Source organism: Sanguibacter biliveldensis, from assembly GCF_033798665.1.
GTDB classification, from domain to species: Bacteria; Actinomycetota; Actinomycetes; order Actinomycetales; family Cellulomonadaceae; genus Sanguibacter; species Sanguibacter inulinus.
Genome location: NZ_CP138359.1, coordinates 2,739,308 through 2,753,455, shown reverse-complemented (window position 1 = coordinate 2,753,455; position 14,148 = coordinate 2,739,308). Strand labels below are relative to the sequence as shown.

Annotated in this window: 12 protein-coding genes and 2 tRNA genes; 6 read left to right on the top strand and 8 right to left on the bottom strand. The window is 71.0% G+C overall.

Translation table 11 applies throughout. From position 1 onward, the window contains the following. Window positions 1–73 precede the first annotated feature (73 nt). Window positions 74–2,095 (bottom strand): M13 family metallopeptidase, encoded by a 2,022-nt coding sequence (locus tag SANBI_RS12050; RefSeq protein WP_056129782.1) that lies wholly within the window; start codon window positions 2,093–2,095, stop codon window positions 74–76. Window positions 2,096–2,327: 232 nt separating this feature from the next. On the opposite strand from SANBI_RS12050, the gene SANBI_RS12045 reads away from it, so the two are divergent. The 3 genes from SANBI_RS12045 to SANBI_RS12035 all read left to right on the top strand — a co-directional run bounded on the left by SANBI_RS12045 (window position 2,328) and on the right by SANBI_RS12035 (window position 4,645). Then, entirely contained in the window at window positions 2,328–3,077 is a 750-nt protein-coding gene (locus SANBI_RS12045; protein ID WP_319155324.1) for a hypothetical protein, read from the top strand. A gap of 20 nt (window positions 3,078–3,097) precedes the next feature. After that, window positions 3,098–3,547, top strand: coding sequence for a ribose-5-phosphate isomerase (locus SANBI_RS12040; protein WP_319155321.1), 450 nt, complete (start codon window positions 3,098–3,100; stop codon window positions 3,545–3,547). An 87-nt stretch (window positions 3,548–3,634) separates the two neighbouring features. Then, on the top strand, window positions 3,635–4,645 hold the full coding sequence (locus tag SANBI_RS12035; protein ID WP_319155319.1) for an Fpg/Nei family DNA glycosylase: 1,011 nt from the start codon (window positions 3,635–3,637) through the stop codon (window positions 4,643–4,645). 177 nt (window positions 4,646–4,822) lie between these two features. Here the strand turns inward: SANBI_RS12035 and SANBI_RS12030 are convergent, their stop codons facing one another. Then, on the bottom strand, window positions 4,823–6,142 hold the full coding sequence (locus SANBI_RS12030; RefSeq protein WP_319155317.1) for a GNAT family N-acetyltransferase: 1,320 nt from the start codon (window positions 6,140–6,142) through the stop codon (window positions 4,823–4,825). A 62-nt stretch (window positions 6,143–6,204) separates the two neighbouring features. Between SANBI_RS12030 and SANBI_RS12025 the strand changes: the two genes are divergently transcribed. Then, on the top strand, window positions 6,205–6,555 hold the full coding sequence (locus SANBI_RS12025; protein WP_319155315.1) for an MGMT family protein: 351 nt from the start codon (window positions 6,205–6,207) through the stop codon (window positions 6,553–6,555). Window positions 6,556–6,690: 135 nt separating this feature from the next. On the opposite strand, the gene SANBI_RS12020 is transcribed toward SANBI_RS12025, so the two are convergent. The 6 genes from SANBI_RS12020 to SANBI_RS11995 form a co-directional block, all read right to left on the bottom strand. Continuing rightward, window positions 6,691–7,737: an LLM class F420-dependent oxidoreductase gene (locus tag SANBI_RS12020; RefSeq protein WP_319155312.1), complete on the bottom strand. Its 1,047-nt coding sequence runs from the start codon at window positions 7,735–7,737 to the stop codon at window positions 6,691–6,693. A 38-nt stretch (window positions 7,738–7,775) separates the two neighbouring features. Beyond that, window positions 7,776–8,807: a DUF1648 domain-containing protein gene (locus tag SANBI_RS12015; protein WP_319155310.1), complete on the bottom strand. Its 1,032-nt coding sequence runs from the start codon at window positions 8,805–8,807 to the stop codon at window positions 7,776–7,778. Then, window positions 8,804–9,157 carry a GntR family transcriptional regulator gene (locus SANBI_RS12010; RefSeq protein ID WP_319155308.1) on the bottom strand — a complete coding sequence of 118 codons (354 nt, stop codon included), beginning with the start codon at window positions 9,155–9,157 and terminating at the stop codon, window positions 8,804–8,806. Before SANBI_RS12010 ends, SANBI_RS12015 begins: the two co-directional genes overlap by 4 nt. Before the next feature lie 278 nt (window positions 9,158–9,435). Beyond that, window positions 9,436–10,020, bottom strand: coding sequence for a serine O-acetyltransferase EpsC (gene epsC / locus SANBI_RS12005; protein WP_319155306.1), 585 nt, complete (start codon window positions 10,018–10,020; stop codon window positions 9,436–9,438). 120 nt (window positions 10,021–10,140) lie between these two features. After that, window positions 10,141–11,076 carry a cysteine synthase A gene (gene cysK / locus SANBI_RS12000; RefSeq protein WP_319155304.1) on the bottom strand — a complete coding sequence of 312 codons (936 nt, stop codon included), beginning with the start codon at window positions 11,074–11,076 and terminating at the stop codon, window positions 10,141–10,143. A 714-nt stretch (window positions 11,077–11,790) separates the two neighbouring features. Next, window positions 11,791–11,861: transfer RNA gene (locus SANBI_RS11995), tRNA-Gly, on the bottom strand. 407 nt (window positions 11,862–12,268) lie between these two features. On the opposite strand from SANBI_RS11995, the gene SANBI_RS11990 reads away from it, so the two are divergent. Both SANBI_RS11990 and tig read left to right on the top strand, forming a co-directional pair. After that, window positions 12,269–12,342 (top strand) — tRNA-Pro (locus tag SANBI_RS11990). A 338-nt stretch (window positions 12,343–12,680) separates the two neighbouring features. Beyond that, window positions 12,681–14,096: a trigger factor gene (tig, locus tag SANBI_RS11985; protein WP_319161299.1), complete on the top strand. Its 1,416-nt coding sequence runs from the start codon at window positions 12,681–12,683 to the stop codon at window positions 14,094–14,096. Window positions 14,097–14,148: the final 52 nt, after the last annotated feature.

Genomic DNA, 14,148 nt, shown 5'->3' with positions numbered 1-14,148 from the left:
GTGCTGCTGCTGCGGCTGGTGCTCGTGCTGCTGGTGCGGCGCACCGCTGCGAGGCGCACCGCTGCGCTTCAGATCACCAGATGCGGACGCGGTCCTCGGGGGCGAGGTACAGCGCGTCGCCAGGCTGCACGTTGTAGGTCGTGTGGAACTCGTCGAGGTTGCTCACGACGCCGTTGCAGCGGAACTCCGCGGGGGAGTGCGGGTCGGTCGCGAGGCGCTGGATCATCGCCTCGTCGCGCATCGTCGTCTGCCACACCTGCGCCCAGGACAAGAACACCCTCTCGGCACCCGAGAGCCCGTCGACGACAGGCGCGCCGGACAGCTCGGTCCCGAGGGAGATCTCGTAGGCCTTGAGCGCGATGGACAGCCCGCCGAGGTCGCCGATGTTCTCACCGATGGTCAACGCCCCGTTGACTGTGCGGTCGGCGTCGAGCTGGGCGGGGTGGAAGGCGTCGTACTGCTCGACGAGAGCAGCGGTGCGCTTCTCGAACTCGGCACGGTCAGAGCCGGTCCACCAGTCCTCGAGGCGGCCCGAGCCGTCGTACTTGGACCCCTGGTCGTCGAAGCCGTGGCCGATCTCGTGACCGATCACCGCGCCGATGCCGCCGTAGTTGGCGGCGTCCTCGGCCTCGGGGTCGAAGAACGGCGGACGCAGGATCGCGGCCGGGAAGACGATCTCGTTCATCGACGGGTTGTAGTACGCGTTGACCGTCTGCGGGGTCATGTGCCACTCGTCCCGGTCGATCGGCTTCCCGATCTTGGCGAGCTCGCGGTCGAGGTCGACAGCGTTGGAGCGCCGGACGTTGCCGACGAGGTCGGCAGGGTCGACGACGAGCGCCGAGTAGTCGCGCCAGCGGACGGGGTAGCCGACCTTCGGGGTGAAGGCCGAGAGCTTGGCCAGAGCCTTCGCCTTGGTCTCCTGGCCCATCCAGTCGAGCTGGGTGATCGACTGGCGGTACGCCTCGATGAGGTTCGCGACGAGCACGTCCATACGGCTCTTGTGCGTCGGCGGGAAGTGCCTGTCGACGTAGACCTTGCCGACGGCCTCACCGAGGGCGCCCTCGACGAGGGACACGCCGCGCTTCCACCGCTCGCGGACCTCCTGGGCTCCGGAGAGCGTCCGGCCGTAGAAGTCGAAGTTCGCCTCGACGAGCTCGTCGGTCAGGTAGGGGGCGCGGGCGCTGACGAGGTGGTAGACGATCCACGCCTTCCAGTCCTCGACGGGCTCGGTGGCCCACAGCCCGGCGAAGCCCGTGAAGAAGTCGGGTTCGCGCACGACGACCTGGTCGAGCGAACCCTCCGGGGCCCCCACGGCGAGGGCCCAGGCGCGCCAGTCGAACCCGGGTGCGGACTCGGCGAGGGCGGCGAGCGTGGTGGGGTTGTACGTGAGCTCGGAGTCGCGGTCGCGGACCACGTCCCAGTGGTGGCCGGCGAGCTTCGTCTCGAGGGCGAGCACGGTGTCGGCGGCGGTGGGCGCAGCGTCGGCGGTGTACGCGCCCGAGAGCGCGAGCATGCGCGCGACGTGGCTGCGGTAGGCCTCGCGGGTCTCGGCGTACTTCTCCTCGCGGTAGTACGACTCGTCCGGGAGGCCGAGGCCCGCCTGGTACAGGTACACGACGTACTTCTCGGGGTCCTTGGCGTCGTTGTCGACCCAGAACCCGAAGGCCCCGGCGCCGCCCGTGCGCTGGAGCGCACCCAGGGTCCCGGTCAGCTCGGGCTGGCTGGTCGCGCCGCGGACGAGCGCGAGGTCCTGCTGGAGCGGGTCGACCCCGGCTGCCTCGACCGTCGCGGTGTCCATGAAGCTCGCGTACAGCGCACCGATCTGGGCCTCTTCGCCGCTCAGGTCGTCACGTCCGCCGAGCTCTTCGATGATCTGCCGCACGTGGGCCTCGGCCTCGTCGTGCAGCTGGCGGAACGCGCCGTCTGAGGCACGGTCGGCGGGGATCTCGTGGCTGGCGATCCAGCGGCCGTTGACGTGCCTGTACAGGTCGTCCTGCGGGCGGACCTCGGGGTCCAGGGCTGTCACGTCGATCCCGGACGTCGCCGGCGGTCGCAGGTCCTGCTCCTGGGCTGGTGTGTGCTCGTTCGTCGTCATCGGTCCAGGCTATCCGTCGCCGACCCGCTCGACCCCTCAGGCGCCTCGACGTTCGCGCAGGGCGTCGTCAGGGCTGCGTCGTCTGGGCCGCGCCGCATGGGGATGGGGAGAGGTGCCCACGGTCCGGGGGCCCAGATCGCAGCGCGACGCACCCCACCTGTGGTCCTCTGATCCTGCGAGGTGCTCATCGGCGCTCGCCGGACACCTCCCCCCGACTCACGAAGGACATCTCATGCAGACCCTCACCCCCTGGACCGCACCCGACCCCGTCGTCCGTCAGCTCTCGGACGCGCAGGGTTTCCAGAAGGCCGTGGCGCCGTCGAGCGCCGCAGCGAAGGCCTTCGGCATCTTGCTCGTCATCGGTCTCGCCCTGCTCGCCTACAACCTGGTGAGCGTGTTCCGCACCATGAGCGAGTACGACGCTGGCGGCGACAGGTTCTTCGAGGTGTTCTTCTCCACGACGGGGGAGAACTTCAGCACCGACCCGATGCTCGTCGCCTACGTGTGGGGACCGATCATCCTCATCCCGCTCGCGATCATCATGCTCGTCGTCTCGAAGCTGACCCGCGGCAAGCGGACCGAGGCTGCCTTCGCCGCGTACTCCCGCGACGGCTACGTCGCCAAGGCCCTCGGTCTGCCGTTCCGCTTCGCGGCCAACAACTCCCAGGTCGTGCCGCAGGTCATCGTGCCGGCGCACCTCGGGTCCGAGGAGGTCTCGCGCTGGATGGCGGGCGTCGCGCAGCAGGTCAGCACCCTCGACAAGGCGGGGTCCAAGCAGCTGACGAAGACTCTCGTCTCCAAGCTGTCCAAGCCCGAGGTCGCCATCCCTGCCGAGACGGTCTTCCCCGGCTCGCCGCCCTTCGCGCTCCTCGTCCACGCACCCGACGCCGTCGGCGCGGAGACCGTCCGCGCCGTCGTGCCCGGCGAGCGCAGCACCCGCGCCTACATCGTCAACCTGTCCAAGGTCGAGGGCTGGAGCTGAAGTTGCGGCATGATGTGAGCATGCGCGTTCACATCGCTTCAGACCATGCCGGCTACGAGCTCAAGAGCTTCCTCGTCGAGCACCTGACGACCGCCGGTCACGACGTCGTCGACCACGGTGCCCACGAGTACGACGCCCTCGACGACTACCCGTCCTTCTGCTTCGCGGCCGGCGAGGCCGTCGTGGCCGACCCGGGCAGCCTCGGCGTCGTGATCGGCGGCTCTGGCAACGGAGAGCAGATCGCGGCCAACAAGGTGCCCGGGGTCCGGGCGGCGCTCGCCTGGAACCTCGACACGGCTCGGCTGGGCCGCCAGCACAACGACGCGAACGTCGTCGCCGTCGGCGGGCGCCAGCACACCGTGGCCGAGGCGGCGTCCTTCATCGACGCCTTCCTCGCGGAGCCCTTCAGCGGCGACCCGCGCCACCAGCGCCGGATCGACCAGCTGGCCGCCTACGAGGCCGCGCGCTGATCCTGGTGGGGGACTGCTCCGCCAGACCGGGCCGCCGACTGCTCGTGAGCTCACGAGGTCGGCGGTCTTCGGCGACCGGGGGCTCTCGTGCCTGAGGGGCACACGGTCCACAGGCTGGCCCGCACCTTCGGCGAGGTCTTCGGTGGCCAGGCTGTCGAGGTGTCCAGCCCACAGGGCAGGTTCGCCGCCGGTGCGGCGCTCGTCGACGGCCTCGTGCTGCATGCGGCGGAGGCCGTCGGCAAGCAGATGTTCCTCGGGCTCGGGCCGGCCGACCACAGCCCGAGCGCCCCTGGCCTCGCAGACGACCTCCGGTGGGTGCGCGTGCACCTGGGGCTCTACGGGTCGTGGACCTTCGCGAGCGACGGCAGCGCCGAGGTCTCTCATGCCATCGGCGCCCCGCGCAAGAGGGTGGGCGAGCGCGAGACAGTGCTCGCCGCCGCCGCTCCTGAGGAGAGCGTGCTCGCCGCGTGGGAGCCACCCGACCCTCGCGGAGCAGTCCGTGTGCGGATCCTCTCGGCCCACGCCGTCGCCGACCTGACCGGGCCCACAGCGTGCGAGGTCATCTCCCCGGAGGCGGCGCTCGCGGTCCAGCGGCGTCTGGGGCCCGACCCTCTGCGCAGCGACGCCGACCCGGAGCGGTTCGTCTCGGCGGTCCGCAGGTCGCGGTCGGCCGTCGGTCTCCTGCTGATGAACCAGGACGTCGTGGCGGGTGTCGGCAACATCTACCGCGCCGAGGCCCTGTTCAGGGCCGGTCAGTCACCGACGACCCCGGGGCGCGACGTGCCGGGCGACGTGCTCCACGAGATCTGGGACGACCTCGTCGTGCTCATGGCCGACGGTGCTGCGATCGGCGCGATCGTCACGACACGCCCCGAGCACCGCGGTGACGGAGCAGGCGCTCCGCCGCCGCGAGGCCGTCGGGCCGTGCGCCAGAACACGGACGCCGCCCCTGGCGCCGTGCCGCGGGACGAGTCCTTCTACGTGTACCAGCGCGACGGTCTGCCGTGCCGGGTCTGCGGGACCGAGATCGCACGATCAGAGATGGCGGGCCGCAACCTGTTCTGGTGCCCCAGCTGTCAGCGCGACGATCGCCGGTGACCCGGTGACCCGGTGACCCGGTGACCCGGTGACCCGGTGACCCGGTGACCCGGTGACCCGGTGACCCGGTGACCCGGTGACCCGGTGACCCGGTGACCCGGTGACCCGGTGACCCGGTGACCCGGTGACCCGGTGACCCGGTGACCCGGTGACCCGGTGACCCGGTGAGACCTCTGCTCAGAACACCCAGCTGCAGACCGGTGCCACGGGCCACCCGAAGCCCGACGCCGCACGGAGCAGGGAACCGGCCGTGTGCTCTTCGACGCGGCCAGCGCTCGCCAGGGCGGCGAGCGACGTGCCACCCAGATACGCAGCGCCGAGCTCTGTCACCGACAGGCTGAGGTCGGGGGCGTCGTCGGTCCGTACCACCGTCGCGGGCCCGAAGGCTGTCGCTGTGAGCCGCCAGGACCCCTCGTTGGCCGGCAGTCGCGGGTCGGTGACGTGCAGGACGAGGTCGAGGTCGGTCGTGTACGTCCGGGCGGCGAGCGCACCGGGGACGTCGACGATCCTCACCCAGACGTTGTCGGCGATCTTCGGTGCTGCCGCCCGAGGGTCGACGAGCAGCGAGGCGATCGGGTCGTCGAGGGGGATCATGAACGGCTCGATCTCGTGGGTGAGGTCGAGGTCGAGGATGGTCGACCAGAGCCTGTGCGTGGCCGCAGGGTCGAGGCCGACGACCTCACCCGTCGAGACCGTCCCGCGGGGACCGGTGTGACCCCAGTCGACCTTGCGTCGGAAGGTCGTGTAGCCCCGGGGCTCACCGCCCGACTCGACGACGACGATGCGGCGCGGCTCGCGCCCGTTGCGGAAGGCTGCGGGGTCGTCGAGGTGGACGGTCTTCAGCTCGTCGGTCTCGCGGGTCGCCCACCCGGGCCTGTTGATGCCCGATGCCGGTGTGGGCTGTCGTCCGGCACGAACGTGCAGGTCGCTCACGAGCTCGCCGTGGACGGCGGGGTCGAGCGTCTCGATCCTCACGGTGAGGTCCTCTGACCCTGCGACAGGACGGAGCGTCGCCCCGCGGGGGACGGTGAGCCGCAGGTCCTGGGCGGCCAGGCCGTAGCCGAAGCGGCCGTAGATCGCGGCCTCGGCGGCGAAGAGAGCCGAGACAGTCTCACCCCGCTCCACGCAGTCGGCGAAGTGCTGGTCGATCATCGCCGAGAGGATGCCGCGGCGACGGTGCTGAGGGTGGACGCCCACCCAGGTGAGACCGGCGACAGGGATCTCGGCGCCCGGGACGGGGAACCTGCTGAAGGGGTACGACGAGTGGATGGCCGCGAGGCTCTGCCGGACCGGGACGGCCCCGTCGATGGGGACGGCGTCAGGGTCGGGAGTCTCGACGACCACCCCGCGGGTCCGCTCCCAGGTCAGCGGCAGCGGCAGCTTCTTGGACTCTGCAGGGTCGACCGGGGACGGGAAGGTCCAGTGGTCGAGCTCGATGAGCTCGTCGCGTCGTGACTCGGGCAGCTGGATCTGGGTGTAGCCGTCGGGGAGTGCCATGCCTCGACTCTGCCAGCGGCCACCGACAGGGGCCAGGGTTTTACGGTGCGTAGTCTGTGCGGGTGGACGAGGAGTACCTGGAGAGCGTGCTCGACGTCGTCGAGACGGTCCCGCGCGGGTCGGCGACGACCTACGGCGACGTGGCCGAGGTCGTCGGGCGACGGCTGGGCCGCGGTGGACCCCGTCAGGTCGGCGCTGCTCTGCGCGACTCCGGCGGGGCTGTCCCGTGGTGGCGCGTGGTCAACGCGCAGGGGAAGCCGCCGGCGCACCACGTCACGCGTGCGCTGGACCTGCTGCGCGACGAGGGGTGCCCCCTCGTCCCCGACGGCTCGCGCGTCGACCTCCGAGCCGCCCGGGTGGACTGGGACGAGCAGATGGACCTGAGCGCGGGACCGGGGTCCGAGTCCGTCTGACACGGGACCGCCTGAGGCCTGCCCGCGGCTCGGGCCTGATACGGCGGCACTGTGCCTGGCAGGTCCGGTCAGACGAGGCCGCCCCCGACGGGCCCGGCGGCGCCAGATCCAGCCGGCCTGGTCGCTCTGAGCCCCTCAGGCAGCAGCCATGACCGCCCGCAGCGCCGCGGCGTCGCCCTGGACCACGACAGTCGTCACCGCGGTCTGCTCCCACAGCGCCAGCCGCTCGCGGATCCTCTCGGGTGAGCCGACCAGCGCGATGTCGTCCACCAGCTCGCGCGGGACTGCTGCTGCGGCGCGATCGCGGTCTCCCGCGAGGTAGTGCGCCTGGATCTCGTCGGCCGCGTCGCTGTAGCCGAGCCTGTCGACAGCGTTGCGGTGGTAGTTGGCGCCCTTCGCCCCCATGCCGCCGACGTAGAGCGCGATGAAGGGCCGGACCTGGTCGGCAGCCTGCTCGGGGTCGTCGTGCACGACGACGGGCACCGTCGCCGAGACCTCGAAGTCTGCCGCAGGGCTCAGCCCGGGTCCGCGCCGCGCGAAGCCGTCGTCGATGAGCTCACGGAACTCGTGGTCGAGGCGTGGGGCGTAGAACAGCGGGAGCCACCCGTCGGCGATCTCCGCGGCGAGCGCGATGTTCTTGGGTCCTTCTGCGGCGAGGTGGATCGGCAGGTCGGCGCGCAGCGGACGGACCGTCGAGCGGAGCGCCTTGCCGAAGCCGGTGACGGCGCGCCCGCCGGCCGTGCCCTCGTCGAGGGGGAGCGGGTAGGTCGGGCCAGGAGCCGTGACCGGGGCTTCGCGACGCAGCACCTGACGCACGATGTCCACGTACTCGCGGGTCCGGGCCAGCGGACGCGGGTAGGGCTGGCCGTACCAGCCCTCGACGACCTGCGGGCCGGAGACGCCGAGACCGAGCACGAAGCGACCGCCGCTGAGGTGGTCGAGGGTCAGTGCGGCCATCGCCGTGGCTGTCGGGGTCCGGGCCGAGATCTGCGCGACGGCCGTACCGAGCCGGATCCGCTCCGTCCTCGAACCCCACCAGGCGAGCGGGGTGAGGGCGTCCGAGCCGTAGGCCTCGGCGGTCCAGACGGAGTCGACGCCGAGGGCGTCTGCCTCGACCACGGCCTCGGCCATGCCCTCAGGGGGTCCGGCCGACCAGTACCCGGTGTGCAGTCCGATGCGCATGCGTCTCCTCGACGGTGAGGTGGTGGGACCCAGCGAGCCTAGCTCTCCTCGACGGTGCTCTCAGGAGTCCCGGCCGGACGGGCCGCGCGGTGCCTGTCGGCGAAGGCGTTGAGCAGCGCCGCTGCGGTCGCGGCGTCGTCGACCGTGACGACGAAGCGGCGCCCACCTGTTGACCGCACCTCGAGGGTCTCGCCCCCGCGGATCACCACGCCGGTCCGTCCGTCGGTCGACGTCCGCCACCCGTAGCCGCCGAAGTCGCGGAGCGGGACCACGTCGTCGACCGTGGCGTCCACGATCTCGTCGACGGGCAGGTGCTTGCGCGGCACACCGAGGGTCGAGCGGACGGTGAGCCCGGTGACGTCGACTGTCACGACCCACGAGAACATCGCCAGGCTCAGCAGCACCAGGGCGACCGGGACGGCCAGCAGGCCCCAGGTCCCTGCTGTCGTGACGGCTGCTGCGACGAGCACGGCGGCGAGCAGCGTGATGACCATCCCTGTCGAGCTCGAGGTCTGACGGACCCACACGGCCCGCTCGTCTGCGGTGAGAGGGATGCGCGGGACGTCGTCGCGAGGTCTGTCGGTCTCGGGGGAGGGCTCGTCACGGGGGAGAATGAGCGCGACGAGCAGCCCGAGCGCGAGTGCACCGAAGACTGCCACGGTGATGGCGAGTCCGACGCCCCCGACCTCAGACCCGTCGGTCAGGCCTCGTTGCGGGGCGAGGGTGCCGACGGTGAGGGCGGCGACGAGTGTGGCGACCCCGACGTTCAGACCGACCGCGAGCTGTCGGAGGTTGCGGACGCGCCCGGCCCAGAAGGCGAAGGCCCAGAACGCGGCGACCAGGACTGCGCACCCTGCGACGGTGCCGACGAGCAGCGCGGTCAGCGAGCTGAAGCCGTCAGGACCGTCGCTGCCCCAGTGGGTCGCGACGCGTGCGGGCAGCTCGTCACGCCAGGATGCTGCGACGCCCGCGCCTGCTGCGAGGATGACGAGAGGCAGGACCAGCCCGAGGAGCGTGGTCGACCCCCGGTGCTGGACGCGCCCTGGTCGGGTGCTGCGGGCGGTGGTCATGAGAGGGCCTCCTTGAGCAGGGCGAGCGTGGTCTCGGGTGAGAGGTTCAGGGCGCGCGACTCGGCGGCGACGGCGGCGACGGCGTCGCGGAGCGTCGCGAAGTCGGCGCCGGCGCGCTCTGTCACGACGGCCCCGCGTCCGCGACGCAGGTCGATCAGCCCGTCGTCGCGCAGGTCCTGGTAGGCGCGCAGGACCGTGTGGACGTTGAGGTCGAGCGAGGTCGCGAGCTCACGGGCCGAGGGCAGCCTCTCGCCGACGGTGAGGTCGCCGCGTGCGACCCCGAGGCGCACCTGGGTCGCGAGCTGGGCGAACAGCGGCTCGCTAGCGGTCGGATCGATGCGGAAGAGCATGACGCAACAGTAGTTGTTCTATTGCAACTAGCACAAGTTACGGGTGTGCCATCCGTCTGGCTGGCCGTCCGTCTGGCGAGCCAGCGAGCCGGCGGGCATGCAAGCGGGCATGCAAGCGGGCGGGCATGCAGGCAGGCGGGCAGGCGGGCGGGCGGGCAGGCGGCGCGGTGGACCGGCGACCCGCGGACCCGTGGACCGGCGTGGTGGTGAAGCGCTGGACCGGCGGACGGAGAGCTGCGCGGCTCGAGGACCTCGCGGTCCTCCCCGCCGCCCTTGTCTCAGATGAAGATCGCAGGGTCTTCGCAGTACTCGACCCCCGGGGACGCCACGGGCCGCCCCCTGACGACCGCCGGGACGCCGACGGCGACGGTGCCGTCCGGGACGTCTTTGACGACCACGGCGTTCGCACCGATCTGCGCGTCGTGACCGACCGTGACGGCACCGAGCACCTTCGCACCGGCGCCGACGACCACCCTGTCGCCGATCGTGGGGTGCCGCTTGCCGTGGGTCATCGAGCGTCCACCGAGGGTGGTGCCGTGGAAGAGGGTGACGTCGTCACCGACGACCGACGTCTCACCGACGACGACACCCATGCCGTGGTCGATGAACAGCCGACGGCCGATGGTCGCCGCCGGGTGGATCTCGATGCCCGTCGCCGAGCGCGTCGCCTGCGAGAGCAGCCGGGCCGGCAGGCGCAGGGCCGGGTTCCGCCACATCCGGTGGGTCACCCTGTGCGCCCAGACGGCGTGGACCCCGGGGTAGGCCAGGGCGACCTCGAGCGAGCTGCGGGCGGCCGGGTCGCGGTCGCGTGCGACCTGGAGGTCTTCGCGGAGCAGCGTCCAGGCGGCGGTGAGGCGTGACATGAGAGTCCTTGGGTCGTCAGAGGCGAAGAGGTCCCGTGCGCGCCGACGGGCGTGCACGGGACCTGGTGCAGCAGGCCTGCCGCGTCAGTCCGAGGACGCAGCAGGCCGGGCGGGCTGGGCTCAGTCGAGCAGGTCCGCGTAGAGGATCGAGGTGAGGTAGCGCTCCCCGAAGGACGGCACGATCACGACGATGAGCTTGCCGTCGTTCTCCGGGCGCTTGCCGATCTCGAGCGCGGCGTGGATCGCAGCGCCGGAGGAGATGCCCACGAGGAGCCCCTCTTCCTTCGCGGCGCGGCGTGCGACGGCGACCGAGGTCTCGGCGTCGACGTCGAAGACCTCGTCGTAGACGGTCGTGTCGAGGATGTCGGGGACGAAGTTGGCCCCGATGCCCTGGATCTTGTGAGGCCCGGGCTGCCCGCCGTTGAGGATCGGCGACTCGGCGGGCTCGACGGCGATGATCTTCACCTCGGGCTTGCGCTCCTTGAGCACCTGCCCGACGCCGGTGATGGTGCCACCCGTGCCGATGCCGGCCACGAAGATGTCGATCTCGCCGTCCGTGTCGGCCCAGATCTCCTCGGCCGTGGTCGCACGGTGGATGGCCGGGTTGGCCTCATTGGCGAACTGGCTCGCGAGGATCGACCCGGGACGCTCGGCAGCGACCTCGTTGGCCTTGTTGACAGCGCCCTTCATGCCCTCGGCCGCAGGGGTGAGGATGAGCTCGGCGCCGTAGGCACGCAGCAGTGCGCGACGCTCCTTCGACATGCTCTCCGGCATGGTGAGGACGACGTCGTAGCCGCGGGCAGCGCCGACGAAGGCGAGCGCGATGCCGGTGTTGCCCGAGGTGGCCTCGACGATGGTCCCACCAGGCTTGAGCGCCCCCGACGCCTCGGCTGCGTCGATGATCGAGACACCGATGCGGTCCTTGACCGAGTTCGCGGGGTTGTAGTACTCGAGCTTGGCGACGACGGTCGCGCCGACGCCCTCGGTGAGCCTGTTGAGGCGGACGAGCGGGGTGTTGCCGATGAGCTGGGTGACGTCGTCGTAGATGCGTGCCATGAGGTCCTCTTCTGAACGGTCCGCCGGGGCGGAGCTGCGGTTGGGGTGCGGGAGGTTCTGAAGGTGCAGAGGTGCTGCCTGGATATCGGCTACCGGGTGGCCCTGGCGACGCCAGGGCGAGCGGTCGGGGGCCTCGGGGCATGGCCCGCCGCGGGCGTGGGAGGCGCGGGGCGCCTCGTGCGGGTGGCCCGCCGGCAGGATGGCCAGGGACACGGGAGACGAGCGGTGATCGGCCCGGCTGTGGGCAGGGATCAGCGCTCTAGAGACACTGCAGACAGCAGGGGGACGAGACTGCCCGGCCGCAGTGCGCGCCGTGACCGCGGAGCCGCGGGTGCGCGGCAGGCGCGGACGACAGGGTCCGGAGGCTCGTCGTGCTGCGCTCGCGCACCGTGCCTCCCCCTCGTCGTCCCTGAGCGGGCCGTGGGGCGCTGACGTCGACGACGCCAGCCGACCCTGGCCTGCCCGAGCGACTGTATCGACAGTGCAGGTGGGGTGCAACGGTGTGCCGCCCGGTGGCCTGACTAGGGGCGGGTGAAAGGGCGCGGTCCTCTCGCTGCGGGATCACGGGTGCAGGCGGGTCCAACCCCGGGGCGGACGAGCTGTCGTGGCACCTGCTCGACGACTCGCCTGACGCACGAAGCCCCCGTCCTCGGAGTGAGGACGGGGGCTTCATCATGCTGACGAGGATCATGCTGATGAGGATCGTGCTGTCGGAGCGGGCGACGAGAATCGAACTCGCATCATCAGTTTGGAAGACTGAGGCTTTACCACTAAGCTACGCCCGCACGGTTCTGATCCGGGCTCCTTGCTCGACCGCTCGGCCGGCTGATCCTCAGGAAGAGGTCCAACGTCTGCACGGAAGAACTGAGCGGTCCGGAACGAACCTGCGACAGACACCCTAGCAAAGGATCAGGGGTGGATCGCACGCGGCAGGGCCGACGCCGCTGAGACCGACGACACCCTGGTCGCGCTCGGTCGGGCAGGCCGGTGAGCTCCTGCTGACGGCGCCGTCACCCGTCTGCCGCGACGTGCTGCGGATGCTGCGCACGACGGCTCGGACGACGAGCGCCGAGGTCGCAGGCCTCCGGACCCGCGTCGGTCCCGGCTCGGTGAAGGCGTCGCGCTGCCGGTGTGCCGACCACTCCCGACGCCGTCTATGCTTGGCCGAGCGTGCGCCGCCCAGCGGTGCCCGCGGGGTGTGGCGCAGGTTGGTAGCGCGTCCGGTTTGGGACCGGAAGGTCGCAGGTTCGAATCCTGTCACCCCGACTCGCAGCGGAGGACCCCGGCGCTGGAGAACTCGACTCGTGCCGCGGTCCTCCGTCGCGATCGACGTGCGGCAGCCCCCGCCCCGCCGTCCCTGCCGTCCTCCTCCGCGGCCCGGCTCCGCACCCACGGGCCCCTCTAGGACCTCTGCTATGTCCTCGCGTCGTCCGTGGCGTACGATCTTCAGGTTGCTCGTGGGCGAGTATGGCTCGCGAGACGCGGTCCCTCTGCGGTGACGGCCCAGCCTGTCGCCGAGCGGTTCGCCGCGAGGACGCACGAGAACCTCAGTAACGTTCGTGCCGGGCTATCGGCATGCCATCGAGCAGTTGGAGATCATCGAAGTGAAGAGCGCCGTCGAGACCCTGGACCCGACCAAGGTCAAGCTGACCGTCGAGGTGGAGTACGACGAGCTCAAGCCGAGCATCGATCACGCGTACAAGCACATCGCCGAGCAGGTCTCCGTCCCCGGATTCCGCAAGGGCAAGGTGCCTGCACGCATCATCGACCAGCGCGTCGGCCGCGGGGCCGTGCTTGAGCACGCGATCAACGAGTCGCTGTCCGGCTTCTACCGCCAGGCCGTGTCGGAGACGGACATCCGTCCGCTCGGCCAGCCCGACGTGCAGGTCGTGAAGGTCCCCGAGCTCGAGACCGAGGGTGGAGAGCTCCACTTCACCGCCGAGGTCGAGGTCCGCCCCGAGGTCGAGCTCCCCGAGCTGTCGTCCATCAAGGTCGCGGTCGACGACGTCGAGGTCACCGACGACGACGTCGACGGTCGCCTGGACTCGCTCCGTGAGCGCTTCGGCACCCTCGTCGGTGTCGACCGTCCCGCAGCCGAGGGCGACTTCGTCGTCATCGACCTCAAGGCCACAGTCGGCGACGACGAGGTCGACAACGTCTCCGGCGTGTCGTACCAGATCGGCTCGGGCAACATGCTCGAGGGCCTCGACGAGGCGCTCGCGGGTCTCTCGGCCGGCGAGACCACCACCTTCGTCGCACCGCTCGCCGGTGGCGAGCACGAGGGCCAGGACGCCAGCATCACCGTCGTCGCGACCGCTGTGAAGCAGCGCGACCTCCCCGAGATCGACGACGACTTCGCGCAGCTCGCGAGCGAGTTCGACACGATCGACGAGCTCAAGGCCGACCTGCGCGAGCAGGCCGCCGGCGTGAAGCAGTCCAACCAGGCCGTCCAGGCCCGTGACCTCCTCCTCGAGGAGCTCACCAAGTCCGAGGTGCCGCTGCCCGCAGGCGTCATCGAGGCCGAGGTCGTCCGTCACCTCGAGGGCGAAGGCCGCCTCGAGGACGACGAGCACCGCGCCGAGGTGACCGAGCAGACGCAGGTCGCCCTGAAGAACCAGATCGTGCTCGACATCCTCGCCGAGAAGCTCGAGATCAAGGTCGCTCAGAACGAGCTCCTCGACTACCTCGTCAACGCGAGCCGTCAGTACGGCATGGACCCGAACACCTTCATCAAGACCATCGACGAGAACGGCCAGATCCCGGCCATGGTCGGCGAGGTCGCACGCTCGAAGGCTCTCGCCGTGGCGCTGCGCCAGGTCGAGGTCGTCGACGGTGAGGGCAAGGCTGTCGACCTCTCCGAGTTCATCGGTTCTGACGAGGACGACGCCGCGGTCGAGGCCGCTGGCACCGCCGCCGTCGAGGGCGCCGACTCCGAGGTCGTCGAGTCCGACGCCGCAGAGTCCGAGGCAGCAGAGTCCGAGGCAGCAGAGTCCGACGCTGTCGAGACCGACAAGGCCTGACACACCTCAGGGCCCCTGACAGGGTCCGGCCGCAGGGCCCCGTCTCCGTGCG

Excerpts from the sequence above, each read along its gene's own strand:
- SANBI_RS12050 (WP_056129782.1), bottom strand. The coding sequence starts at position 2,095 with ATGACGACGAACGAGCACACACCAGCCCAGGAGCAGGACCTGCGACCG.
- SANBI_RS12045 (WP_319155324.1), top strand. The coding sequence starts at position 2,328 with ATGCAGACCCTCACCCCCTGGACCGCACCCGACCCCGTCGTCCGTCAG.
- SANBI_RS12040 (WP_319155321.1), top strand. The coding sequence starts at position 3,098 with ATGCGCGTTCACATCGCTTCAGACCATGCCGGCTACGAGCTCAAGAGC.
- SANBI_RS12030 (WP_319155317.1), bottom strand. The coding sequence starts at position 6,142 with ATGGCACTCCCCGACGGCTACACCCAGATCCAGCTGCCCGAGTCACGA.
- SANBI_RS12020 (WP_319155312.1), bottom strand. The coding sequence starts at position 7,737 with ATGCGCATCGGACTGCACACCGGGTACTGGTCGGCCGGACCCCCTGAG.
- SANBI_RS12015 (WP_319155310.1), bottom strand. The coding sequence starts at position 8,807 with ATGACCACCGCCCGCAGCACCCGACCAGGGCGCGTCCAGCACCGGGGG.
- SANBI_RS12010 (WP_319155308.1), bottom strand. The coding sequence starts at position 9,157 with ATGCTCTTCCGCATCGATCCGACCGCTAGCGAGCCGCTGTTCGCCCAG.
- epsC (WP_319155306.1), bottom strand. The coding sequence starts at position 10,020 with ATGTCACGCCTCACCGCCGCCTGGACGCTGCTCCGCGAAGACCTCCAG.
- cysK (WP_319155304.1), bottom strand. The coding sequence starts at position 11,076 with ATGGCACGCATCTACGACGACGTCACCCAGCTCATCGGCAACACCCCG.